Here is a 23,478-nt window from a genome sequence, read left to right on the forward strand (position 1 = left end):
GCCTCCGTGGACGCCCGTCCGGAATCGCGCTGCTCAGAAGGTGCGTCCGAGTAGCGTACGGGCATGAAACTGACGATTCTCGGAGGCGGCGGGTTCCGGGTGCCGCTGGTGTACGGGGCTCTCCTCGGCGACCACGCCGAGGGACGGGTCACCCGGGTCACCCTGTACGACCTCGACGAGGGACGGCTCTCGGCCATCGCCAGGGTCCTCGCGGAACAGGGCGAGGGGGTGCCGGACGCGCCCGGGGTGACGGCCACGACGGACCTGGACGAGGCGCTGCGCGGGGCTGACTTCGTGTTCTCCGCGATCCGGGTCGGCGGTCTGGAGGGCAGGGCGGCCGACGAGCGGATCGCGCTCGCCGAGGGCGTGCTGGGCCAGGAGACGGTGGGCGCCGGCGGCATCGCGTACGGGCTGCGGACCGTTCCCGTCGCGGTGCGCGTCGCCCGCCGGATCGCCGAACTCGCCCCCGACGCCTGGGTCATCAACTTCACCAACCCGGCGGGCCTGGTCACGGAGGCGATGTCCCGGATCCTCGGCGACCGGGTCATCGGCATCTGCGACTCCCCCGTGGGGCTCGGCCGCCGCGTCGCCCGCCTCCTGGGCGCCGACCCGGACGAGGCCTGGATCGACTACGTGGGCCTCAACCACCTGGGCTGGCTGCGGGGGCTGCGGATCGGCGGCCGGGACGAGCTGCCCCGGCTGCTCGCCGACGAGGAGGCGCTCGGCTCCTTCGAGGAGGGCAGGCTCTTCGGCCCGGAGTGGCTGCGCTCGCTCGGCGCGATCCCCAACGAGTACCTGCACTACTACTACTTCAACCGGGAGGCCGTGCACGCCTACCGGACCGCCGGGCGGACCCGCGGCGCCTACCTCCGCGACCAGCAGGCCGTCTTCTACGAGGAGATGGGGAAGCGCGACACTCCGGCCCTGGCCGCCTGGCACCGTACGCTCGCCGACCGGGAGGCCACCTACATGGCGGCCAACAGGGAGGCCGCCGGGATCGGGGAGCGCGACGAGGAGGACCTCGAGTCGGGCGGCTACGAGAAGGTGGCGCTCGCGCTCATGCGGGCGGTGGCCCGGGACGAACGGGCCACGCTCATCCTCAACGTGCGCAACGGCACGACGCTCGCCGCGCTCGACGCGGACGCGGTGATCGAGGTGCCCTGCCTCGTGGACGCGAACGGCGCCCATCCGGTGTCGGTCTCCCCGCTGCCGTACCACGCGGTGGGTCTGGTGACGGCGGTGAAGGCGGTGGAGCGGGAGGTCCTCGCGGCGGCGGAGAGCGGCTCGCGGGCGACCGCCGTCAAGGCCTTCGCCCTGCACCCCCTGGTCGACTCGGTGGCGGTGGCCCGCCGGCTGGTGGAGGGCTACACGGCGGAGCACGCGGGTCTCGCGTACCTACGGCACTGAGCAGACGCCGGTCCTCCCGGAAGCCGACGTGGAGTCGTACGGCTGACGAACATCTTTACGGGGCCGGGGGCGCGGCCTAGGCTCGCGCCCCATGACCTCACAGAACAAGGGTGTTCGACGAGAGGTGGCCCGCCTCGTCACGGCCTGCCTGCTGGCCGCCGGCCTGGTGGGCACCGTACCCGCGGCGGCGGAGACACCGACGCGGGGGGACGGCCCGGTCGTCGTTCCCGTCCAGACCACCGGGCCGGCGGACCGGCGGTTCAACCTGGTGTTCATGGGGGACGGCTACACCGCGGCGGAGATGCCCGCGTTCCGGGCGGACCTCGAACGGCACCTGAACACCTTGTGGAGCATCGAACCCTTCGCCTCCTACCGCTCGTACGTCAACGTGTGGGCGGTGGAGGCGCCTTCGGCCGAGTCGGGCGTGGACTGCGACCCCGGCCTGGACGCCCCAGCCCGCGACACCGCGCTCGACATGGGCTTCTGGGGCGGCTGCGACCCCGGCAGCGTGCAGCGGCTGCTCACCGTCGACAGCCGGAAGGCCGCCGCCCTCGCCGACCTCGTCCCCGGCACCCACCGCGCCAACCGGCAGGTCGTCGCCCTCGCGCACAGCTCCACCTACGGCGGCGCGGGCGGCGGTTACGCCACCGCGTCCGGCGGCAACGCGCTCTCCTCGCTCATCACCCCGCACGAGATAGGGCATTCGCTCGGCGGCCTCCAGGACGAGTACGACTACTACGCGCGGGGCGTCCCGGGCGGGGAGTACTCAGGACCGGAACCCTCCTCCGCCCACCACACGCTCATGACCGAGGGTCGGATGCGGGAGGAACGCGCCAAGTGGTGGCGCTGGCTCGGCGAGGAGAGCGAGTCGGGCGGGATCATCGGACGCCACGAGGGCGGCCTGTACAGCACGAAGGGCGTCTGGCGCCCGAGCCGGCACTCGCTCATGAAGACCCTCGGCTACTCCTTCGACCAGGTGGAGCGCGAGGTCATGGTCCGGGCGATCTCCGCGAAGGTGGACCTGGTCCAGGACCACGCGCCGGACACGGCGCCCATCGGGGCGGACCGGACGGTCTGGGTGGACACCCTGCACCCGGTGGGCGGTGCGCTCGCCGTGACCTGGCGCCTCGACGGGCGGACGCTGCCCACGCACGGGGCCCGCACGGTCGACCTGCGGAGACTGCGGCTCTCCGCGGGACCGCACACCCTCACGGCGACGGTCACCGACCCGACGCCCTTCGTCCGGGACCCGGCGGTCCGCGCCTCCGCCGCCCTGACCCGGACCGTGAGCTGGACGGTCGACCCGTCCCTCACCACCGTGCCGGACGGCACCCGGGCCGCCTTCACCGGCCACACCCCCACCGGTTCGCCCGTGGGCGCCGGGACCGTCGTCCACGCGGACACCACCCACCCGGTGGACGGCACCCCGTCCGTGCGATGGCGGCTCGACGGCCGTCCCGTCGCGACCGGACCCAACGACCGTGACCTCGACCTGCGTTCGCTCCGGATCGCTCCGGGGACCCACACCCTCACCGCCCGGCTCGCGGGCGGCGACGAGGAGTTGCGCTGGACGGTGGACGCCCGCCCGGCCACGGCCTCGTACGAACTCTCCGAACCCCTGCGTACGGTACGCCGCCCCGGGCGGCCCGTGGAGTTCGTCTACGGCGGCCCGTTCACGATGCGGCTGACCGCGCGGGACGACCAGGAGGGCGCGGTGGTGAGCCAGTTCCGGGTGGACGGCGACGGCTGGTACACGTACTACGGCTGGCCGACGGACGCCGACGCGCCGTTCCTCTTCTCGCCGGAGGGCACGGTGATCGACGACCTCGTGTACGGGAAGCTGGGCCGGAGCCGGGCGGTGCCGTGGGACGACGCGACCCCGGACCACGGCACGCACCGGATCGAGTACCGCACGATCGACGCGGCCGGGAACGTCGGCCCGGCGCGCGGCTTCCTGGTGACACTGACGCCACCGAAGTGAGGGAACGGGACGGGCCCGCGAACCTCTCGGTTCGCGGGCCCGGTCGCGCTGTTCGTGGAGGGGCGGGTCAGGGCTTGCGGGCCACCCCGGCCCATCCCGGGATGGGGTCGTCGCCCTGGACCGGGACGGGCTCGCCCAGCTCCGGGTGCCACTCGGCGGTGAGCGAGACCCCGGGCTCGACGAACTCCAGGCCGTCGAAGAACGCGGCCAGCTCGTCCCGCGAGCGGGGCCGCAGGGTCAGCCCGCGCGCCTTGTACATCGCGGCCGCCTTCGCCGCGCCCTCGGGGTCGAAGTCCCCGGTGACGTGGGAGAGGACCAGGTAGCTGCCCGGCGCGAGCTTCTCTACGATCTTGGCGACCAGCTCGTACGCCCCGTCCTCGTCCCCGACGAAGTGCAGCAGGGCGAGCATCGACAGCGCGATGGGCTGATCGAAGTCAAGGACCTTTCCGGCCCTCTCGAGGATGATCTCGGGGTCGCGGGCGTCCGCCTGGATGTACTCGGTGGCCCCTTCCGGGGTCGAGCGCAGCAGGGCGGCCGCGTGCGCGAGCACGATCGGGTCGTTGTCGCAGTAGACGATGCGGGAGTCCGGCGCGGCCTCCTGCGCGATCTGGTGCAGGTTGGGCTCGGTCGGGATGCCCGTACCGACGTCCAGGTACTGGCGGACGCCGTGGGCGCTGAGCCAGCGGATGGCGCGGTGCATGAAGGCCCGGTTGACGCGGGCCATGTCGCGGCCCCGGGCGTCGACGGTGAGCAGCTGGCGGGCCATCGCCTCGTCGACCGGATAGTTGTCCTTGCCGCCCAGGAACCAGTCGTACATGCGTGCCGGATGCGGCGTGCTGGTGTCGATCCGTATCTCACCGCGCGTGGATGCGGGTTCCTGGGTCATCGGCTCTCCTGATCGGGACGAACGAGTGGCGCTGCAGCAAGAGTTACGCGACGGTAGGGGCGGGACGGAAGAGTCAGGTGAGCAGAAAGTCAGCCTGACCGGATTTGGCCCCCTGGATGAATGCGGCGATCTCCCCGTGGGTGTAGATGAGCGCGGGTCCTTCAGGGTCTGCGGACTGTCGCACGGCGACCCTGCCGTCGGCCAGCTTCATGGCCTCCACGCAGTTGCCCCCGTTCCCGCCGCTCCACGGCTTGTGCCAACCCTCGGCACCGAGCTCAGCGGCGGGCATGCCGTTGTATATGCGATCCATTCACAGCTCCTTGCGGAGATCCCGGAGAATCTCCTTCGTGCGTTGTGCAGTCGCGGCCTGAGCCGCCATGCGGTCCATGACCTCCAGGTGGGATGCCACCTCGGGGCGCGCGTCGAGGTAGACGGCGCCGGTCAGGTACTCGCTGTAGACCATGTCCGGGAGTTCCGGCATGGCGAAGCGGAAGAGGACGAACGGTCCGTAGGTGCCGGGATGGTGGCCGGACGCGAACTCCGCGATCTGCAGGGTGACGTTCGGCAGCTCGGACGCTTCGAGCAGCCGGTCGAGCTGGTCGCGCATCACTTCGGGCCCGGCGCCGACCGGTCGGCGGAAGACCGTCTCGTCCATGATCACCCAGAACTTGGGGGCGTCCTCCCTGGTCAGCAGGGACTGGCGCTCCATCCGCAGGGCTACATGCCGTTCGGTCTCCTCGTCCTTGTCGGCATCGCTGCCGCCACCGACCGCCCCGCTGCGCAGAATGGCGCGGGCGTAGTCCCCGGTCTGGAGCAGGCCGGGGACGAACTGGGGTTCGTACGCGCGGATGAGGCTGGCTGCCCCCTCCAGGCTCACGTACATGGAGAACCAGCCGGGCAGCACGTCGTGGAACCGCTGCCACCAGCCGGGGAGGTTGGCCTCCTCCGCGAGGGCGACGAAGCCCTCCGCCTCGGAGTCCGTGATCCCGTACTCCTTCAACAGGAGCTGCACGTACGGGATCTTCAGTGCGACCTCGGCGGTCTCCATCCGCCGGACGGTGGCCGGGGCCACCCGGAGGATCTTCGCGGCCTCTTCCCTCTTCAGGCCGGCTCGCTCCCGCAGGTCCTGCAGGCGCCTCCCGAGAACGACCTGTCCCACCGTGGGGGCGGACCGCGGCTCGCTCACTCTCAGACCTCCCCGACGCACTGTTTCGACTGAGTGTGCCACGAAGCCCGACCAGAGAGAACACAGCACTCTGCAATTTCCAGAGTGCCACTTGCCAAGTGTCCGACTCAGGAGGACAGTGTTCCGTTGAACCAGTACACGCTGCCGCCGTGCGCCACGCGCCACGGCGACAGCGCCGTACGGCAGTCCTGCCCACTGTTGTGAGGAACCGGTCGTGGCTTCTGGTAACGCGCAGCCCTCAGGTCTCATGAGCCCTCGAGCCCCTCGGGTCATGGCCCAGCGCCCACAGCCGCACACCGATACCGTCCGCCGCTTCGCCTTCGAGCTCCCCGCCCTCACCGCGTCCGTCGCCCGGGCCCGCAGACTCGCCGAGGAACGGCTCATCCTCTGGGGCTGCGGTCCCGACATACGTGACACGGTGGCCCTGGTCGTCTCCGAGCTCGTCACCAACGCCGTGGTGCACACCGCGAGCGACCGGGTGGTCTGCGAGATACGCGAGGACGAGGAGACACTGCGGATAGCCGTGCGCGACGAGGGCGGCCCCGCGGGACCGCGGATACGCGACTGCGGCGAGGAGGAGCGCGGCCGCGGACTCCTGCTCGTCGACGCGCTCTGCACCGCCTGGGGCGCCGACCGCACCGGACACGGCACGGCCCAGATCGTCTGGGCGGAACTGGCCCACGGCATGGGGGAACCGTGCTGAGGGCGATGGCCACCCGCATGATCCCGCTGCTTCCGGGGACCCGCAGGTCCCCCGGCCCCGGCCGCGTACCGGACCCCCGCGCCCGCGAGGCCTCGGGCCCCCTCCGCCCCCGCGCACTGGACGCCACCCGCCTCGCCGTGCCCACCGGACTGCACACCGGCCTCGGCTGCGACGCCGTCGGCGTCCCCGCCCGCTTCGGCTTCAAGACCCTCTCCCGCCTCCCCGCCAAGGGCTGCGTCTACGCCGACTCCGACTGGTGGTGGTGGCTCGTCCCGGCCGGCTCCGACCACGATCTGACCTGGCCCCTGCCCGCCTGCTACGCGCCCGGCGCCGAGATCCCGGACCGCCGGCCGCGCCTCATCCACCACCCCGACGGCACCTCGCCCTACACCCCGCCGATCCCCCTCTACCTGCTGGTCTGCCAGCTGACCGGGATCGCGCCGTCCTGGACGGCGCCACCGGTGCGCAGCGCTCTCTGACCGCACGCGCTCCGACCACACAGGCCCTGACGGCACGGGCCCGCCGGGGCGGCACGGAGTCGTCCCGGCGGCATAGGGTCGGGGGCATGTTCACCCCGCAGGGTCCCACCCTCCGCGAGCTGACCGTCCAGGCGCTCTCCTCGGTCGAGCACGGCTACGACCTGCTCGCGGACACCTTCGACGCCACCCCGTTCCGCACGTCCGACCGCCTCCTGACCGCCGTCACCCGCACCCTGGAGCCCCTCGGCCCCTTCGGCTCGGGCCTCGACGTCTGCTGCGGCACCGGAGCCGGACTCGACGTCCTCCGCACCCTCTGCACGGGCCGGATCACCGGCGTCGACTTCAGTACGGGCATGCTGACCCGGGCCCGCGACGCCCACCCCACCGCCGACCTCGTCCGCGCCGACGCCCTCGCCCTCCCCTTCGCCCCGGCCTTCGACCTGGCCGTCAGCTTCGGCGCCTTCGGACACTTCCTCCCCGACGCCCAGCGCACCCTGTTCGCCCAGGTCCACGCCGTTCTCCGGCCCGGCGGCACCTTCGCCTTCCCCCTCCCGGCCCCGCCCCGCGTCGGGTCCCGCCTCTACTGGACCCTGTGGGGCTTCGACGCCGTGATGCGCGTCCGCAACGCCGTCCGGCGCCCCCCGTTCGTCATGTACTACCGCACCTTCCGCCTCGCGGACGTCCGCGCCCGCCTGGAAAGCGCGGGCTTCGAGGTCTCCCTCGTCCCCGTGGAGACCCTGGGGCGCAGGGACGACGGGAGTCCGAACTGCAGACTGGTGGTGGCGCGGAAGACGGAGCGGTTCAGCGGGGACAGGAGGCCCCGGTAGAGCAGGGTGCGGCCGGGCATCCGGGGGACGGATGCCGAGCCGATCGAATCGTCCCCCGTACCCACCGCTCCCTCTTGGCGGGCCGTGCCGGTCAGGCCTTCTTGACCACGCCGGACTTGAGCCGCATGGCCCCGGGGCCGCCCCGCGCACTGCCGGTCGGCAACGCGACATGCCGGTCGATCCGAAGATCGACCGGCATGTCGGCTGGTGTCCGAGGGGGGACTTGAACCCCCACGCCCGATAAAGGGCACTAGCACCTCAAGCTAGCGCGTCTGCCATTCCGCCACCCGGACAAGGTGTCTGTCGCTTCGGGTTTCCCTCGCGGCGACAGATGTAACTCTACCAGGGGTTCCAGGTGGCTTTCACCAGCGTTTTCCGTGGTCAGTGGGGTGGGGCGGCCCGCTTCTCCTTGATCAGGACCGGACCGCCCCGCCGTGTGCACGGACCGTCGCGGTCCGTGCACACGGCGCGCCGGTGACTCAGCGGCCCTTCTCCCGCAGGGAGTGGAGGTGGGCGCTGGACCTGCGGGCGAAGCTCAGGGAGTCGACGGGGTTGTCGCGCTCGGTCTGCCAGTGGTGGGCGTGCCTGCCGTGGTGGGTGCGGTTGACCGCCGAGATGAAGCGCCGGTAGTCGATGTCACCGTCCCCGACGTCGGTCATGCGGTACCCGTAGGGCACCACGGAGTCGTCACGGTCGCCGTCCTTGACGTGGAAGAGCGGGAACCGGTGGGGCTGGGCGAGGACGTAGTCCAGGGGGTCGAAGGGGGCGGGGGTGCCGTCCGGGCGGGTGGAGTAGCGGTGCTGACCGACGTACGCCCAGAAGACGTCCATCTCCAGGTACACCAGGTCGGGGTCGGTCTCGGCGAGGAGGACGTCGTAGAGGCGCACGTCGGGGCGGTCGGTGGCGAAGGAGAACTCCTCCGAGTGGTTGTGCTGGTAGAACTTCATGCCGCGCTTCCTGGCCTCGGCGCCGAACCGGTTGAACTCCTCGGCACAGCGCTTCCAGCCGTCGACGGTCGAACCGTAACGCCAGGGCCCGGAGGCGGTGCCGATGTGGGGCAGGCCGAGCGCCGCGGCGTCGTCGAGGACCCGGTCGAGGTTCTGGGCGAAGGTGTACGCGGCGGGGTCGTTCGCGTAGTAGCCGACGTGGCTGCCGATGGGGCGCAGACCGTGGTCGCGGGTGAGGCTCCTGAGCTCGGCGAGGGTGAGGGGACCCGCGGCCCCCTGGCCGTAGCCGGCGTACTCCACCTCGTCGTAGCCGTACTTCTGCAGTTCGGCGAAGACGGCGGCGAAGCCGAGGGTCGCGACCTTGTCGCGCAGCGAGTAGAGCTGGATGCCGAGACGGCCGGGCGGCAGGACGGGTCGGCCGTGGCCGCCGCCCCGCGTCTCGGGGGTCGCGGCCGCGACGGCGGGGGTGGCCGCCGCTCCCAGGAGGGCGGCGGCGGTCGCGCCGGCGGCGACGCCCAGCATGTTCCGCCTGCTGAGCCTGTGGACGAGTTCGGGATCGGTGGCGGCTTCGGTACGGCGGGTGCGACTCATCTGTGGACAACTCCTTGGGTGTCGTCGGGCCCTGCTTCACTGGAATCCGGTCGGGCCGCTCAGGCGGCTCCGGCCAGCCTCAGCAGCAGGTTCTTCACATCGGTGGCCGCGACGCGGCCGTCCAGGGCGCGGGGGGTGGAGCACAGGATGAGCGGACCTTCGTCATCGCTCGTGGGGAGGCGGCCGTGGCTGCCGCGCAGGGGTGAGGGATCGAGAGGGACGACCGCGAGGCGGTACCGCATACCGAGCTTCTTGCGGGCGATCTCCCTGGCGGCCTTGACCCGTACGTAGGGGTCGAGGGGGTCCATGAGGAGTTCGGCCGGGTCGTAGCCGGGCTTGCGGTGGATCTCGACGAGCTGGGCGAAGTCGGGGGCGCGGGCGTCGTCGAGCCAGTAGTAGTACGTGAACCAGGCGTCGGGTTCGGCGAGGGCGACCAGCTCTCCCGAGCGCGGGTGGTCGAGGCCGTGTTCCTTCTTGCCGTCGTCGTCGAGGAGCCGTTCCAGGCCTGGCAGGTCGGCGAGGGCTTCCCGGACGGCCGGCAGGTCGGCGGGGCGCCGCACGTAGACATGGGCGATCTGGTGGTCGGCGACGGCGAAGGCCCGTGACGTCATGGGGTCCAGGTACTCCATGCCGTCCTGGGTGTGGACCTCCAGGAGCCCGGCCCGGCGCAGGGCGCGGTTGATGTCGACGGGGCGGTCGACCCGGGTGATGCCGTACTCGGAGAGGACGACGACCGTGCGGCCCTCGGCCCGCGCCTCGGCGAGGAGCGGGGCGAGGACGGTGTCGAGCTCGGCGGCGGCGCGCAGGGAGCGCGGGTCGTCGGGGCCGTGGCGCTGGAGGTCGTAGTCGAGGTGCGGGACGTAGCAGAGGGCGAGGTCGGGACGGCGGGTGCGGAGGATGTGACGGGTGGCGTCGACGATCCAGCGGCTGGAGACGAGGTCGGCGCCGGGGCCCCAGAAGTGGAAGAGGGGGAAGGTGCCGAACTTCTCGGTGAGTTCGTCGTGCAGGGCGGGGGGCCGGGTGTAGCAGTCGGGTTCCTTGCGTCCGTCGGCGTAGTACACGGGGCGGGGGGTGACGGTGATGTCGGTGTCGGCGCCCATGGCGTACCACCAGCAGATGTTGGCGACGGTGTAGCCGGGGTGGGTGCGGCGGGCGGCGTCCCAGAGGCGGTCGCCGGAGACGAGGCCGTTGTGCTGGCGCCACAGCAGGACGTCACCGAGGTCCCGGAAGTACCAGCCGTTGCCGACGATGCCGTGTTCGGCGGGGAGCGTGCCGGTGAGGAAGGTGGTCTGGGCGGTGCAGGTGACGGCGGGCAGGACGGTCGACAGCGGCGCGTGGGAGCCGTCGCGGGCGAGGGCGGCGAGGTGGGGCATGTGCGGCAGGAGCCGCGGGGTGAGACCGACGACGTCGAGGACCAGGAGGGGGGTGGGGGCCGGTGCGGTGTCGCTCATGGAAGTTCCTTGAGGCCGAGGTCGGTCAGCAGGTCGCGGGCCAGGGTGAGTTCGGCGGCGATGCCGTCCGCGAGCCGGGCCCGGGTGCGGGGCCGGCGGTCGGGAGGAAGGGCCTGCCAGGTGTACGTCTCCACCTCCAGGTGGTGGGTGCGCGGGTGCGGGCCGCCGACGAGGAGGGCGAGGGTGCCTTGGAGGACGGGCAGCGTGGAGGCGAGCGGAGGGGCGGGGGGAGCGTGCAGCGGTACGTGGAAGTGGGCCCGCCAGGGTGTCGCGTCGGGGAGCCCGGGCCCGGTGGCGTGACCGGCGGTGCCGAGGGCCTCGGGGAGGTCGTCGGTGCCGTGCAGGCCGGCGGCGGTCCTGGTGCGGGTCTGGTGGAGGAAGCGCGGTTCGGCGAACGCCGCGAGCGCCGCCCTGACCTCCGGGAGGTGCGGGTGCTCGGCGTGGAGCGCCGCGGACAGCTGGGCCTTGGGCACCGGGATGCCGGCGGTGGCGAGGGCGTCGAGGGCGGTACGGGGGTCTTCGAAGGAGGTGGCGAGATGGCAGGTGTCGAGGCAGACGCCGATGCGGGGGCTCGGGACGGCGGCGAGCGCGGTGACGGCGTCGGCGACGGTCTCGACGGTGCAGCCGGGCTCGGGTTCGAGCCCGATCCGGATGCTTCTGCCGGTGAGTTCCTCCAGGGCGTCGAGGCGCCCGGCGAGGGTGGTCAGCGCGGTACGGGCGAGGGCGGCGGCCCCGGCGTCGAAGGGGGTCCGCCAGGCGAGGGGCAGCGTGGAGACGGACCCTTCGGTGACGTCGTCGGGAAGGAGCGCGGCGAGGAGCCGGGCCAGGTGGGTGGTGTGGGCGAGGCGTTCGGGACGGGTCCAGTCGGGCCGGTAGACGCGGTACTTGACCTCGTCGGCGCCGAAGCCTTCGTACGGGAAGCCGTTCAGGGTGACCACTTCGAGGCCGCGGCGGTCGAGTTCGGCGCGCAGGGCGCGGAGCGAGGCCGGGTCGGTGGTCAGGGTGCGGGCGGCGTCGCGGGCCAGCCAGAGCCCGATGCCGAGGCGGTCGCGGCCGAGGCGGCGGCGGACCGGCTCGCAGTGGTCGCGGAGCTGGGCGAGGACGCCGTCGAGGGTCTCGGCCGGGTGCACGTTGGTGCAGTAGGAGAGGTGGACGGTGGAGCCGTCGGGGTGTCGGAAGCGCATGGGGGCGCCTCATTCCCCGCCGCGGCGGACGGAGTTGCCCTCGTGGAGCTCCGGTGGGGCGGGGACGTCGAGGTGGAGGCGTCCGCTGAGGCCGTAGAAGGCGACGGGGTTGCGCCAGAGGACCTGGTCGACGTCGTCGTCCGTGAAACCGGCGGCGAGCATGGCGTCGGCGACCGCGCGGGTCTTGAGGGGGTCGCTCTTCCCCCAGTCGGCGGCCGAGTTCACGAGGACGCGCCCGGTTCCGTACTCCTTGAGGATCGCGACCGTCCGGTCCTCGTCCATCTTGGTGTCGGGATAGACGGAGAAGCCGAGCCAGGCGCCGCTGTCGGCGGCCTCCTTGACGGTCGTCTCGTTGAGGTGGTCGAGGAGGACCCGGTCCGGGGCGAGCGCGGACTCGCGCACGACGTCGATCGTGCGGCGCAGACCGGTGAGCTTGTCGCGGTGCGGGGTGTGCACGAGGGCCGGCAGGCCGTGGTCGGCGGCGAGCTGGAGCTGTGCGGCGAGGGCGGTGTCCTCGGCCGGTGTCAGGGAGTCGTAGCCGATCTCGCCGACGGCGACGACTCCGTCCTTGGCCAGGTAGCGGGGCAGGGCGTCGAGGACGGGGACGCAGCGGGGGTCGTTGGCCTCCTTCGGGTTGAGGGCGAGGGTGCAGTGGTGGGCGATGCCGTACTGGGCGGCGCGGAACGGCTCCCAGCCGAGGAGCGCGTCGAAGTAGTCGAGGAAGGAGGCGGGCGAGGTGCGCGGCTGGCCGAGCCAGAACGACGGTTCGGCCACGGCGCGGACGCCGGCGTCGTACATCGCCCCGTAGTCGTCCGTGGTGCGTGAGGTCATGTGGATGTGGGGGTCGAAGATGCGCATCAGGACTCCTCGGCGGCGGCGGTGAGGGCGAGGACGCGGGACAGGTCGGCGGGGAGGGCGCGCCCGGCGGCGGTGCGTTCGGCGGCGTGGTCGGTGAGCATCCGGGCGAGCTCGGTGTCACCGGCGGCGCGCTCGGCGAGGGCGGCGACGGAGGAGACGGGGACGCCGGTGAAGAGACATTTGAGGAGGGCGTGACGCCAGGCGTGGGGGGTGAGGTGGGTGGCGGCGTACGGGCCGAGGGCGGCGGTGATCAGGCTGGTGTCGTGGGTGCGGAGGGCGTCCTCGACGAGGGGGAGGGCCTCGGGGCCGGGCACGAGGGCGGGGAGGGACAGGAGGACGGCGCGGCGCTCGGCGGCGGTGCCGTGGTGGTAGAGGCGGGTCAGGGTGCCGGCGTCTGCGCCGGCCGCCCGGAGGAGCAGGACGCGGGCCTCGTCCGTGTCCGTCCGGCCGCAGTGCCGTCCGGCGGTGACGAAGCGCTCCTCCCAGCCGGAGGTGCGGGCGGCGGCTTCCGTGAGGGCGGACTCCAGCCAGGCGCGGGCGGTGGCGGTCAGCATGACGGGGTCTCCCGGCGGAGGAAGGCGAGGGAGGTGCGGGCGAGTTCGGGTCCGGCGTGGGAGTGCCGGGGCAGTTCGACGACGGTCAGTCCGGGGTAGCCGGCGGCGGTGAGTTCGGCGAGGGCGGCGAGGACCGGCGGGAAGTCGATCTCTCCGTCACCGAACGGCAGGTGCTCGTGGACACCGCGGCGCATGTCCTCGATCTGGACGTGGTGCACCCAGGGGGCGGCGGCGCGTACGCAGTCGGCGGGAGGGAGGGGTTCGAGGCACTGGCAGTGGCCGAGGTCGAGAGTGAGGCCGAGGACGGCGGGATCGGGGTCGCCGAGGAGTTCTCGCAGGTGGTGGAAGTCGCCGAGGGTGGCGAGGAGGTGGCCGGGTTCGGGTTCGACGGCCAGGGGTACGTGGGCGGTTCGGGCCGCCTCCAGGACGGGGGTGAGCGAGGCGGAGAGCCGCTTCCAGCCCTCGTCGGGCGGGGTGCCGGCGGGCAGGATGCCGCTGAAGCAGTGCACGGCGTGCGCGCCGAGGTCGGCCGCGACGCGCACGGCCCGCAGCAGCAGCCGGACGCGGGCGGCGCGGTCCTCGGGGTCGGGGTCGAGCAGGGACGGGCCGTGCTTGCGGCGCGGGTCGAGGACGTACCGGGCGCCGGTCTCGACGGTGACACCGAGGCCCAGTGCGCCCAGGCGTCGGGCGACCCGGGCGGTGCGGGCGGCCAGACCGGGTGCGAGGGGGTCGAGGTGCATGTGGTCGAGGGTCAGTCCGGCGCCGTCGTAGCCGAGGTCGGAGAGCAGTCCGAGGGCGTCGTCGAGCCGGAGATCGGTGAGGCCGTTGGTTCCGTATCCCAGCCGGAGTCGAGCGGTGGGGCGATCGGCGGTGCGGCCCGTGGTGCTCATGTGGGGCTCACCTTCCGGGCGAGGGCCCGGGCGGCCGGGACGAGACCGAGCAGCGCGAGCGCGGTTCCCGGTGCGCCGGCGCGGGCGGCGAGCGCGGCCTGCAGCGGGATGGTGGCCCGGATCCCGCCGCCGACGGCCCGCTCGGTGAGCGCGGCGGACGGGTTGAGCGCGGCGTGCAGGAGGAGGGTGGCGGGGGTACGGGCGTAGGCCAGGGCGAAGGAGGGTCCGAGACGGCCCGCCACCGCCAGGGTCACGGCGAGTGCGGCGAGCGGGGCGCGGCTGGAGCCGCCCCGGGTCTCGTGTCGGGAGACGGCGGTGACGGCGTAGGTGTGGGCCCCGAGCAGAGCGGCCGAAGGAACGGCGCGCATCGCGGCCGGGAGGGATCCGGTGGTCCTGCCGGGCGCGCCGGCCCTCGGCGTCGCGGCCCTCGTGGTGGTCGAGGCCGTCGCGCCCAGGAGGAGGTCCAGGGCTCGGGCCGCGGCCATGGTGGCGGGGCCCGCCGGGGTGTGCTTGAGGCCGAGGTCGTAGGACCAGACCGCGGTGGCGAGGGCGGTGGCGACCGCGAGGGACGGGCGGCCCGCCCGGGCGGCGAGGGCGAGACCGGTCGCGGTCAGGGCGGCCGAGGCGGCGAGGGCGGCCCGGGGTGTGACGCGGCCGGAGGGCAGCGGGCGGTGCGGGCGTTCGGCGGCGTCCTCCGCCCGGTCGGCCCAGTCGTTGAGGGCCATCCCCGCCTCGTACAGGCAGAACGAGGCGCCGATCGCGCGGAGCGTGCCGCGCCCGGGGCGGGCCCCGGCTGCGGCGGCGCCGGCGAGCGCGTCGCCGGGCACCGAGAACAGTGCCGACACGCGGAGGAGTTCCGCCCAGGCGCGTGCCTTTCCGGCCGGCCCGGTCATCGGGACGTCTCCGTGGCCAGGGTCCGGCCGAAGGCCAGGAGGCGGGCGTACTGGTCCGCCAGGGAGGCGGGCGGGTCGCCTTCCGGATCCTTGAAGTAGAAGGCGAGGTCTTCGAGGGGGCCCGTGAGGCCCCGCTCGTGGGCGCGGGCCGTGAGGCGGGCGAGGTCGAGGACGAGGGGGGCGGCGAGGGCGGAGTCGCAGCCCTGCCAGAGGGTCTGGAGGATCATGCGGGTGCCGAGGAAGCCGTCGAAGGCGATGTGGTCCCAGGCGGTCTTCCACTCCCCCAGGGCGGGGACGTCGTCGATGTGGACCTGGCCTTCGACGCCGGTGCCGAGGACGTCGGTGAGGACGCGTTCCTTGCCTGCGTTCTTGGCGGCCGCGGCCGCCGGGTCGGCGAGGGCGGCTCCGTCGCCGCCGCCGAGGAGGTTGCTGCCGGACCAGGCGCGTACGGTCAGGGCGCGCTGGTGGAACATCGGGGCGAGGACGGCGCGGAGGAGGGTCTGTCCGGTCTTGCCGTCGCGGCCGGCGTGCGGCAGTCCGCTCGTGGCGAGCGGTGCGGCGAGGGCGGGGTGCCGCAGTCCGGTGGAGGGGGTGAAGTTGACGTACGGGCATCCGGCGCGGAGTGCCGCGGCGGCGTAGAGGCTGCTGGGTGGGAGCCCGGCGCCCCCCGACGCCGGCTCCGTGGAGGCAACATTGACGACCACGACGCGGTCCAGGCCAATCCTGTGCCGGAAGTCCGTCAGGTCGCCGGTGAAGGCGGTGACGAGCTGTTCTTCGGTGCGGGTGTCGCCGGGGGCGGGCCCGCCGGGGCGGATCTCGCGGTCGGCGGCCTCGAGTTCGGTGGTGACGGCGCGGACGAGGCCGTGCGGGAGGACTCCGGCGGTGGTGAGCTGTTCGGCGCGTTTGGGGAGGGGGCAGTCGGTGGTGTCGTGTCCGCCGAAGACGAGCGAGGCGAGTGGGGGAAGGCCGGCGCCGGCGAGCTCGGGGGTTTCGGTGGCCATGCCGGTGGGCGGGTGGAGTCCGGCGACGAGGGCGGCGCAGCCGGCCACGGTGGTGGTGGCGACGGAGCCTCTCGCGCCGATGAGCCAGATTCCGGTGCGGGGTGCGGGGGTCATGGCATCGGCCTCCCTGTGCGTCAAGACGGCTTCCCTCTTCCGCGGAGTCGGAGGGGTCTGGGGGGTGACGGTGGGCGGGGGGTACGGCGCCTCCCCGCCCACCGTCGGCTGGGTGGGGCTCCCGTCAGGAGGGGAGCTCCTTGATCCGGATGTCGCGGAAGGCGGCGTGGTCTCCGGCTCCGTGGTTCTGGATGCCGATGTGGCCGCCGGTGAGGCTGCGGGCCGGGTCGGTGTTGGTGAAGTCGTTGATCTTGGTGCCGTTGAGGAAGACCTGGAGGCGCTCGCCCCGGACGCGGAGTTCGTACGTGTTCCACTGGCCGGGCGGTCGGAGTGCCTGGTCCCTGGCCTTGAGGTCGGCCGACTTGAAGCCGTAGACGGCCCCGGTGGTGCGGTCGGGGGTGTCGGTGGCGTCGATCTGGATCTCGTAGCCGTTGTTCACGGCGGACCAGGGGTCGTCGGAGGCGGGGAAGCCGACGAAGACGCCGGAGTTGTCGTCGCCGGTGAGTTTCCAGTCGAGGGTGAGGGAGTAGGACCGGAATTCCTTGGCCTGGTACCAGAGCATGCCCATGCCGCCGGTGGAGCGGAGTTCGCCGTCGGTGATGTCGAATCCGCCGGGTCCTGCCTGCTTCCAGCCTTCCCTGGTCTCGCCGTTGAAGAGGTCTCGGTAGCCGGTGCGGGGCCGGCAGTCGGCCTTGACCTGGCCGGTGGCGTACCGGAGTCCGCCGAGGAGGTGCTGTCGGAAGGCGGGTTCGGCGTACGACTCCTTGGTGTGGCCGCCGCCGGTGTAGAAGGAGCGGCCGCCGCCGTAGGTCTGGCACCAGGCGATGGGGTGGTCGCCCTTCATGGTGCCGCCCTGGTAGGTGGTCTCGTCGAGGGTGGCGAGGACGCGGACCTGGCCCCGGGGGTTGCTGCGGTAGTCGTACCACTCGTCGGTGCGCTGCCAGGGTCCGTCGAGGTGGGCGGTGGCGGGGTGGTCGTGGTCCTCGACGCGGACGGTGGCGGGCTGGATGTGGGGGTGGGACTTGAAGTGGGCGCCGACGAGCCCGCCGTAGAAGCTCCAGTCGTACTCGGTGTCGGCCGCGGCGTGGATGCCCATGTAGCCGCCGCCGGTGGAGACGTAGTTCTCGAAGGCCTTCTGCTGGTCGGTGTCGAGGACGTCGCCGGTGGTGGAGAGGAAGACGACGGCGTCGTAGCGGGCGAGGTTGTTGGTGGTGAACTGGCGTGGTTCTTCGGTGCTGTCGACGACGATGTCGCTGTAGGCGCCGAGTTCCTTGAGTGCGGTGATGCCGGTGCCGATGGAGTCGTGGCGGAAGCCGGCGGTTCTGGAGAAGACCAGGACCCGCTTGGCGTCGCGGTTCACCGGGGCGCTGGAGAACGTGAAGTCGTCGAGGTCGTAGAGGGCGCCGGCGCCGCCCTTGAAGACGAGGAAGAGTTCGGTGGTCCTGCGGGGCAGGTTCCGCAGGGGTACGTCGATGTCCTGGAAGGTCTCCCAGCCGCCGGTGACGGGGACGGGTGCGGAGCCGTGGAGGGGGCCGGTGGGTGAGCCGGTGCGGACTTCGAGGAAACCGCCGTTGCCGCCGGAGGAGACGCGGGCGGTGAGCTTGGTGGTTCCGCTCACGTTGTAGGGCGTGAAGGAGATCCAGTCTCCGTCGTTGATGTCGCCGACGGTGCGTCCGCCGTTGGCCTGGGCCTTGTCGAAGAGGTTGACGCCGTTCTGGGCGTCGAAGTGCTCGGCCTGGCGGTGGCGGGGCTGGAGTTTGGCCTGGTCGTGGGTGGTGAGGGCGGCCTGGCCGCCGCCTCCGCCGTCGGTGTACTCGGCGTCGAAGACGGCGAAGATGTTGGCGTCGTCGTCGTGGCCGCCGTCGGCGGAGGTCTTGATGGTGCCGGTGCAGCCGTTGGCGGTGGTGACGGGGTGGCCGTGGCTGTCGTGGCCGAGGACGTAGGTGACCTTGACCTTGGCGCAGTCGACGGTGCCGTCTTCGGGGTCGGTGACCTTGACCTTGAAGGGGATGTCGTCGCCGAAGGAGAAGAGGGCTCCTTCCGCGGGGAGTTCGAGGGTGACCTTGGGCGCGGTGTTGCCGACGACGACGCGGACGGAGGCGGAGCCGGTGCGGCCACTCGCGTCCTTCGCCGTCACGGTCGCCGTGTAGGTGCCGTTCTTGCGGTACGTGTAGGTGGGGTCGGCGGCCGTGGACGTACCGCCGTCGCCGAAGTCCCAGCTGTAGGTGAGGGCGTCGCCGTCGCCGTCGGTGGTGCCGGCGGAGGAGAAGGCGACCTTCAGGGGGGCGGTGCCGGAGGTCTTGTTCGCGCTCGCCTCGGCGACCGGGGAGCGTCCGCCGGTGGCGTTCTCGATGCGGTAGAGGCCCGCGTTGTGGTCGCCGCCGAACCAGGCGGTGCCGTAGTCGAGGACGTACAGGGCGCCGTCGGGGCCGAAGGCGGTGTCCATCACCTGGGTGCCGGTCCAGGGGACGGGGTTGATCGACCGTACGGTGCCGTCGGCGTCGTGTTCGACGCGCTTGATCCAGCGGCGGCCGAACTCTCCGGCGAAGAAGTCGCCGTCGTACGCCTCGGGGAACTTGACGGGGGAGGTGGAGGCGGCGTCGTAGCGGTAGACGGGGCCGCCCATGGGGGACTCGGAGCCGGTGCCGAACTCGGGCAGGGAGCCGCCGTCGTAGGGGATCCAGGCGGGTTCGGCGGGGGGCAGGTCGACGAGTCCGGTGTTGTGCGGGGAGTCGTTCTTGAGGGCGCCGCAGTCGTAGGTGGCGCCGGAGGCCTTGGTGGCGAAGTCGTAGTCGACGTAGGGCTTGTTGTCGCCGGTGCAGAAGGGCCAGCCGAAGTTGCCTGGTTTGGTGACGCGGGCGAACTCGACCTGTCCGGCGGGGCCGCGCCGGGGGTCGGCGGCGCCGGCGTCGGGGCCGTAGTCGCCGACGTAGAGGATGCCGGTGGGCTTGTCGACGCTGAAGCGGAAGGGGTTGCGGAAGCCCATGGCGTAGATCTCCGGCCGGGTCCGGTCGGTGCCGGGGGCGAAGAGGTTGCCTTCGGGGACGGTGTAGGTGCCGTCGTCGGCGACCTTGATGCGGAGGATCTTGCCGCGGAGGTCGTTGGTGTTGCCGGAGGTGCGGCGGGCGTCGAAGGCGGGGTTGCGGCCGGGGCGTTCGTCGATGGGGGTGTAGCCGTCGGAGGCGAAGGGGTTGGAGTCGTCGCCGGTCGACAGGTAGAGGTTGCCCTGGGCGTCGAAGTCGATGTCACCGCCGACGTGGCAGCAGATGCCGCGGGTGGCCGGGATGTCGATGACCTTCTTCTCGCTGGCGTTGTCGAGGGTGCCGTCGGCCTTCAGCGTGAAGCGGGAGAGGCGGTTGACGCCGTCGTAGGGGGCGAAGTCGGCGGGGGCGCCGTTCTCGGGGGCGTCGCCGGCGGGGGTGTCCAGGGGTGGGGCGTAGTAGAGGTAGATGGCCCTGTTGCGGGCGAAGTCGGGGTCGAGTCCGATGCCCTGGAGGCCTTCTTCGTCGTGGGAGTAGACGGGGACGGTGCCGATGACGGTGGTGTTGCCCGCGGCGTCGGTGCGGCGGAGTTCGCCGCCGCGGTCGGTGTGCAGGACGCTGCGGTCGGGGAGTACGGCGAGGGACATGGGTTCGCCGACTTCTTCGCCGCCCTTGGCGAGGGTGACCTGCTGGAACTGCTCGTCGGTGGGGGCGGCGGGGTCGGTTTCGGCCGCGAGGCCCTGGGGGGCGCCGAGAGCGAGCAGTCCGACGGTGAGGAGGGCGAGTGTCTTCCTGGCTCGGGGGCGTTTTCTCTGCACAGGTGTCCTCCGGAGTTGGGCCGTGTGTGCGGGGTGTCCGGGGACCGGCGTGCGTCGTCACGCTGGTCGCATCACAGTGTTACGTCATGTACACATCAGGGACCGTAGCCGGGTTCGTCCACCACGGAAAGCCCTTGTGCGCCGACACGGTCGAACTTTTCCCTGCGAGAGGACAAAGGCTCTCGCGGGCACGCCGGACCGGCCCGGCCGCACCACGGCCGCCGGGCACGGACCCGCGCGTTCAGCTCAGTCGCCGCTCCCGAAGGCGGCGTCGAAGGAGGCCGTCGGAGGGTCGAAGTCGTACCGCTTGAGGAAGGACAGCGCCTCGGGGGCGCCGGTCAGCCGGTCCATGCCGGCGTCCTCCCACTCCACGGAGACGGGCCCGGAGTAGCCGATCGACCGGAGCATCCGGAAGACGTCCTCCCAGGGCACGTCGCCGTGGCCGGCGGAGACGAAGTCCCAGCCGCGCCTCGGGTCGCCCCAGGGCAGATGGGAGCCGAGCCGCCCGTTGCGGCCGTCGAGCCGCTTGCGGGCCTCCTTGCAGTCCACGTGGTAGATCCGGTCGCGGAAGTCCCACAGGAAGCCGACCGGGTCGAGGTCCTGCCACACGAAGTGGCTGGGGTCGAAGTTGAGCCCGAAGGCGGGGCGCCCGCCGACCGCGTCGAGGGCCCGCCGGGTGGTCCAGTAGTCGTACGCGATCTCGCTGGGGTGCACCTCGTGGGCGAAGCGCACGCCCTCGGCGTCGAAGACGTCGAGGATCGGGTTCCACCGCTCCGCGAAGTCCTCGAAGCCGCGCTCGACCATGCGCTCGGGGACCGGTGGGAACATCGCCACCAGATGCCAGATCGAGGAGCCGGTGAAGCCGACGACGGTGTCGACGCCGAGCGCCGCCGCCGCCCGCGCGGTGTCCGCGAGCTCACGGGCGGCCCGCTGCCGTACGCCCTCGGCGTCGCCGTCGCCCCAGACGCGGGCGGGCACGATCGCCTGGTGACGTTCGTCGATCGGATGGTCACAGACGGCCTGTCCCACCAGGTGGTTGGAGATCGCCCAGCACTTCAGGCCGTACGCGTCGAGCAGTTCGCGCCTGCCCTTGACGTACGCGGGGTCGGCGAGGGCCTTGTCGACCTCGAAGTGATCGCCCCAGCAGGCGAGTTCGAGGCCGTCGTAACCGAAGTCGCGGGCGAGCCGGCAGACCTCCTCGAGGGGCAGGTCGGCCCACTGGCCGGTGAAGAGCGTGAAGGGTCGGGGCACGGTCGGGCGCCTCCTAGCTCGGTACGGGGGTGGGAACGGCGGTGTACACGGCGTTGTTCCTGGCGCTGTCCTCCACGGCCGCCAGGACCCGCTGCACCTGGAGGCCGTCGGCGAAGGACGGTGCCGGGGCGGTGCCGGTCGCGACGGCGTGGACCAGGTCGCGGGCCTGGTGGACGAAGGTGTGCTCGTAGCCGAGCCCGTGACCCGGCGGCCACCAGCCCTCCAGGTACGGGTGGTCGGGTTCGGTCACGAGGATGCGGCGGAAGCCCGCCGTGACGGCCGGTTCGGTGTGGTCGTGGAAGGACAGTTCGTTGAGCCGCTCCAGGTCGAAGGCGAGCGAGCCGTGCTCCCCGTTGATCTCCAGGCGCAGGGCGTTCTTGCGGCCGGCGGCCATCCGGGTGGCCTCGAAGGAGGCGAGCGCCCCGGAGCCGAGCCGCCCGGTGAACAGGGCCGCGTCGTCGACCGTGACCTGCCCGTACGTCTCCGATCCCGCTCCCCCGCCGAGACCGCCCGCGCCGGTGCCCGCGAGCAGCGGCCGCTTCCGTACGAAGGTCTCGGTGAGCGCCGACACGCCGACGAGGAGTTCCCCCGTCAGGAACTGGGCGAGGTCGACGGCGTGCGCCCCCAGGTCGCCGAGGGCTCCGGAGCCGGCGTGTTCGCGTTCCAGGCGCCAGGTCAGCGGGAAGGCGGGGTCGACCAGCCAGTCCTGGAGGTAGCTGACCCGGACGTGCCGCAGGGTGCCGAGCCGCCCGTCCGCGACCAGGCCGCGGGCGTACGCCAGGGCGGGCACCCGGCGGTAGTTGAAGCCGACCATGGCGATCTGGCCCCGGGCGGCGGCCGCTTCGGCGGCCGCGACCATCGTCTCGGCCTCGGCGACCGAGTTGGCGAGGGGCTTCTCGCACAGGACGTGCTTGCCGGCCTCCAGGGCGGCGACGGCGATCTCCGCATGGCTGTCGCCCGGGGTGCAGACGTCGACGAGCTGGACGTCGTCGCGGGCGATCAGGGCGCGCCAGTCGGTCTCGGCGGCGGCCCAGCCGTGCCGGCGGGCGGCGGCCCGGACGGCGTCGGCGTCGCGGCCGGCGACGGCGGCGAGGACGGGCCGCAGCGGCAGGTCGAAGACGCGGCCGGCGGTGCGCCAGCCCTGGGAGTGGGCGGCTCCCATGAACGCGTAGCCGACCATGCCGACGCCGAGCGTCGGCGGTGCGGCCCCGCTCTCCGTCTGTTCCATACGGTTCCTCCGTTTCGTGGTGCGGCGAGGTGCTGCTCACCGGGGGCGGCCGGACCCGGGGCGGTCAGGTCCCGGGGCGGTCAGGCCCCGGGTCCGTCAGCCCCCCGAGAAGGCAGGCCCCCGGGACGGTCAGTTGAAGCCGGTGGGCAGGTACTCGCCGACGTTCTCCTTGGTGACGACGGCCGAGTAGAGGGTGAGCGAGGCGGGGATCTCCAGCTCGGCCATGCCGCCGATCCCCTTCTTCTGGCCGAGGGCGCGGGCGAGGTCGATCGCGGAGGCGGCCATGGTCGGCGGGTAGAGGACGGTGGCCTTGAGGACGCCGGTGTCGGCCTTGATGGCGTCCATGGCGGACCTGGACCCGGCGCCGCCGACCATGAGGAAGTCCTTGCGGCCGGCCTGCGCGATGGCGCGCAGCGCACCGACGCCCTGGTCGTCGTCGTGGTTCCAGAGGGCGTCGAACTTCTGCTGCGCCTGGAGGAGCTGGGCCATCTTGGCCTGGCCGGACTCGACGGTGAAGTCGGCGGCCTGGCGGGCGACCTTGCGGATGTTGGGGTAGTTCTTGAGGGCGTCGTCGAAGCCCTGGGTGCGCTGCTTGGTGAGTTCCAGGCTGTCCATGCCGGCGAGTTCGATGACGGTGGCGTTCGGCTTGTCCTTGAGCTGTTCGCCGATGAAGTTGCCGGCGTTGAGGCCCATGCCGTAGTTGTCGCCGCCGATCCAGCAGCGGTAGGCCTGCGGGGAGGCGAAGATCCGGTCGAGGTTGATGACGGGGATTCCGGCCTTCATGGCCTGGAGGCCGACCTGGGTGAGGGCCTTGCCGTCGGCGGGGAGGATGACGAGGACGTCGACCTTCTTGTTGATGAGGGTCTGGACCTGGCCGATCTGGGTGGCGGTGTCGTTGGAGCCCTCGGTGATCTCCAGGGTGACGTCGGAGTACTTCTTCGCCCGGTCCTTGGCGTTCTGGTTGATGGCGTTGAGCCAGCCGTGGTCGGCCTGCGGGCCGGCGAAGCCGATGGTGACGGGGGTGCCGGGCTTGTCGTCGGCGGCGGGTCCCGCGCTCGCGGCGGGGGCCTGGTTCCCGGCGGCCTTCGGCTCGTTGCTGGTGCAGGCGGTGAGCAGGGCGCCGGCGGAGACGGCCGCGCCGCCGAGGAGGAGGTGTCTGCGGCTGGTTTCGGGCATGGCGGTGGATCCCTTCCGAGGGGGTGGTGGTGAAGGGGGCGGTTTTCGGGGCGGGGCGCGGAGGGGCGTCCG

General features: G+C 72.5%; 20 protein-coding genes and 1 tRNA gene. 5 read left to right on the forward strand and 16 right to left on the reverse strand.

Annotated features, from left to right (window positions below; all coding sequences use genetic code 11):
- Positions 1 to 63 precede the first annotated feature (63 nt).
- Together ACFWUY_RS08440 and ACFWUY_RS08445 are read left to right on the forward strand one after the other, a co-directional pair.
- On the forward strand, positions 64 to 1,407 hold the full coding sequence (locus tag ACFWUY_RS08440; protein WP_384103696.1) for a 6-phospho-beta-glucosidase: 1,344 nt from the start codon (positions 64 to 66) through the stop codon (positions 1,405 to 1,407).
- 91 nt (positions 1,408 to 1,498) lie between these two features.
- A complete protein-coding gene (locus tag ACFWUY_RS08445; protein WP_384103699.1) occupies positions 1,499 to 3,388 on the forward strand; it encodes a M64 family metallopeptidase in 1,890 nt (629 codons plus the stop codon).
- A 67-nt stretch (positions 3,389 to 3,455) separates the two neighbouring features.
- On the opposite strand, the gene ACFWUY_RS08450 is transcribed toward ACFWUY_RS08445, so the two are convergent.
- From ACFWUY_RS08450 to ACFWUY_RS08460, 3 genes are all read right to left on the reverse strand, one after another.
- A complete protein-coding gene (locus ACFWUY_RS08450) occupies positions 3,456 to 4,274 on the reverse strand; it encodes an SAM-dependent methyltransferase (RefSeq protein ID WP_384103703.1) in 819 nt (272 codons plus the stop codon).
- A 73-nt stretch (positions 4,275 to 4,347) separates the two neighbouring features.
- Positions 4,348 to 4,584 (reverse strand): DUF397 domain-containing protein, encoded by a 237-nt coding sequence (locus ACFWUY_RS08455; RefSeq protein WP_015037566.1) that lies wholly within the window; start codon positions 4,582 to 4,584, stop codon positions 4,348 to 4,350.
- Positions 4,585 to 5,460, reverse strand: coding sequence for a helix-turn-helix transcriptional regulator (locus ACFWUY_RS08460; protein ID WP_384103718.1), 876 nt, complete (start codon positions 5,458 to 5,460; stop codon positions 4,585 to 4,587).
- Positions 5,461 to 5,731: 271 nt separating this feature from the next.
- On the opposite strand from ACFWUY_RS08460, the gene ACFWUY_RS08465 reads away from it, so the two are divergent.
- The 3 genes from ACFWUY_RS08465 to ACFWUY_RS08475 all read left to right on the forward strand — a co-directional run bounded on the left by ACFWUY_RS08465 (position 5,732) and on the right by ACFWUY_RS08475 (position 7,469).
- Positions 5,732 to 6,163 (forward strand): ATP-binding protein, encoded by a 432-nt coding sequence (locus ACFWUY_RS08465; protein ID WP_384103721.1) that lies wholly within the window; start codon positions 5,732 to 5,734, stop codon positions 6,161 to 6,163.
- Between the two features lie 5 nt (positions 6,164 to 6,168).
- On the forward strand, positions 6,169 to 6,642 hold the full coding sequence (locus tag ACFWUY_RS08470) for a hypothetical protein (RefSeq protein WP_384103728.1): 474 nt from the start codon (positions 6,169 to 6,171) through the stop codon (positions 6,640 to 6,642).
- An 86-nt stretch (positions 6,643 to 6,728) separates the two neighbouring features.
- Positions 6,729 to 7,469, forward strand: coding sequence for a class I SAM-dependent methyltransferase (locus ACFWUY_RS08475; RefSeq protein WP_384103735.1), 741 nt, complete (start codon positions 6,729 to 6,731; stop codon positions 7,467 to 7,469).
- A gap of 205 nt (positions 7,470 to 7,674) precedes the next feature.
- On the opposite strand, the gene ACFWUY_RS08480 is transcribed toward ACFWUY_RS08475, so the two are convergent.
- The 13 genes from ACFWUY_RS08480 to ACFWUY_RS08540 form a co-directional block, all read right to left on the reverse strand.
- Positions 7,675 to 7,762 (reverse strand) — tRNA-Leu (locus ACFWUY_RS08480).
- A 186-nt stretch (positions 7,763 to 7,948) separates the two neighbouring features.
- The gene (locus ACFWUY_RS08485) at positions 7,949 to 9,007 is read right to left on the reverse strand and encodes a sugar phosphate isomerase/epimerase family protein (RefSeq protein WP_384103739.1); all 1,059 of its coding nucleotides are present in this window, start codon (positions 9,005 to 9,007) and stop codon (positions 7,949 to 7,951) included.
- 59 nt (positions 9,008 to 9,066) lie between these two features.
- Positions 9,067 to 10,458, reverse strand: coding sequence for an alkaline phosphatase family protein (locus ACFWUY_RS08490; RefSeq protein WP_384103743.1), 1,392 nt, complete (start codon positions 10,456 to 10,458; stop codon positions 9,067 to 9,069).
- Positions 10,455 to 11,642 carry a metabolite traffic protein EboE gene (gene eboE / locus ACFWUY_RS08495; RefSeq protein WP_384103748.1) on the reverse strand — a complete coding sequence of 396 codons (1,188 nt, stop codon included), beginning with the start codon at positions 11,640 to 11,642 and terminating at the stop codon, positions 10,455 to 10,457. Before eboE ends, ACFWUY_RS08490 begins: the two co-directional genes overlap by 4 nt.
- A 9-nt stretch (positions 11,643 to 11,651) precedes the next feature.
- Positions 11,652 to 12,500: a TatD family hydrolase gene (locus ACFWUY_RS08500; RefSeq protein WP_384103751.1), complete on the reverse strand. Its 849-nt coding sequence runs from the start codon at positions 12,498 to 12,500 to the stop codon at positions 11,652 to 11,654.
- Positions 12,500 to 13,054 (reverse strand): EboA domain-containing protein, encoded by a 555-nt coding sequence (locus tag ACFWUY_RS08505; RefSeq protein ID WP_384103754.1) that lies wholly within the window; start codon positions 13,052 to 13,054, stop codon positions 12,500 to 12,502. Before ACFWUY_RS08505 ends, ACFWUY_RS08500 begins: the two co-directional genes overlap by 1 nt.
- Positions 13,048 to 13,944, reverse strand: a complete 897-nt coding sequence (locus tag ACFWUY_RS08510; RefSeq protein WP_384103757.1) for a sugar phosphate isomerase/epimerase family protein — start codon at positions 13,942 to 13,944, stop codon at positions 13,048 to 13,050. The genes ACFWUY_RS08505 and ACFWUY_RS08510 overlap by 7 nt, the downstream gene beginning before the upstream one ends.
- Positions 13,941 to 14,837 (reverse strand): SCO3242 family prenyltransferase, encoded by an 897-nt coding sequence (locus ACFWUY_RS08515; protein WP_384103760.1) that lies wholly within the window; start codon positions 14,835 to 14,837, stop codon positions 13,941 to 13,943. The genes ACFWUY_RS08510 and ACFWUY_RS08515 overlap by 4 nt, the downstream gene beginning before the upstream one ends.
- Positions 14,834 to 15,952, reverse strand: coding sequence for an inositol-3-phosphate synthase (locus ACFWUY_RS08520; RefSeq protein WP_384103763.1), 1,119 nt, complete (start codon positions 15,950 to 15,952; stop codon positions 14,834 to 14,836). Before ACFWUY_RS08520 ends, ACFWUY_RS08515 begins: the two co-directional genes overlap by 4 nt.
- 124 nt (positions 15,953 to 16,076) lie before the next feature.
- Positions 16,077 to 19,751 carry a ThuA domain-containing protein gene (locus tag ACFWUY_RS08525; protein WP_384103766.1) on the reverse strand — a complete coding sequence of 1,225 codons (3,675 nt, stop codon included), beginning with the start codon at positions 19,749 to 19,751 and terminating at the stop codon, positions 16,077 to 16,079.
- 246 nt (positions 19,752 to 19,997) lie between these two features.
- Positions 19,998 to 21,002 carry a sugar phosphate isomerase/epimerase family protein gene (locus ACFWUY_RS08530; RefSeq protein WP_384103770.1) on the reverse strand — a complete coding sequence of 335 codons (1,005 nt, stop codon included), beginning with the start codon at positions 21,000 to 21,002 and terminating at the stop codon, positions 19,998 to 20,000.
- A gap of 13 nt (positions 21,003 to 21,015) precedes the next feature.
- Entirely contained in the window at positions 21,016 to 22,230 is a 1,215-nt protein-coding gene (locus tag ACFWUY_RS08535; RefSeq protein ID WP_384103774.1) for a Gfo/Idh/MocA family protein, read from the reverse strand.
- A gap of 129 nt (positions 22,231 to 22,359) precedes the next feature.
- Positions 22,360 to 23,406 carry a substrate-binding domain-containing protein gene (locus ACFWUY_RS08540; protein WP_384103777.1) on the reverse strand — a complete coding sequence of 349 codons (1,047 nt, stop codon included), beginning with the start codon at positions 23,404 to 23,406 and terminating at the stop codon, positions 22,360 to 22,362.
- Positions 23,407 to 23,478 lie beyond the last annotated feature (72 nt).

The organism is Streptomyces sp. NPDC058664 (genome assembly GCF_042716635.1).
Lineage (GTDB): Bacteria > Actinomycetota > Actinomycetes > Streptomycetales > Streptomycetaceae > Streptomyces.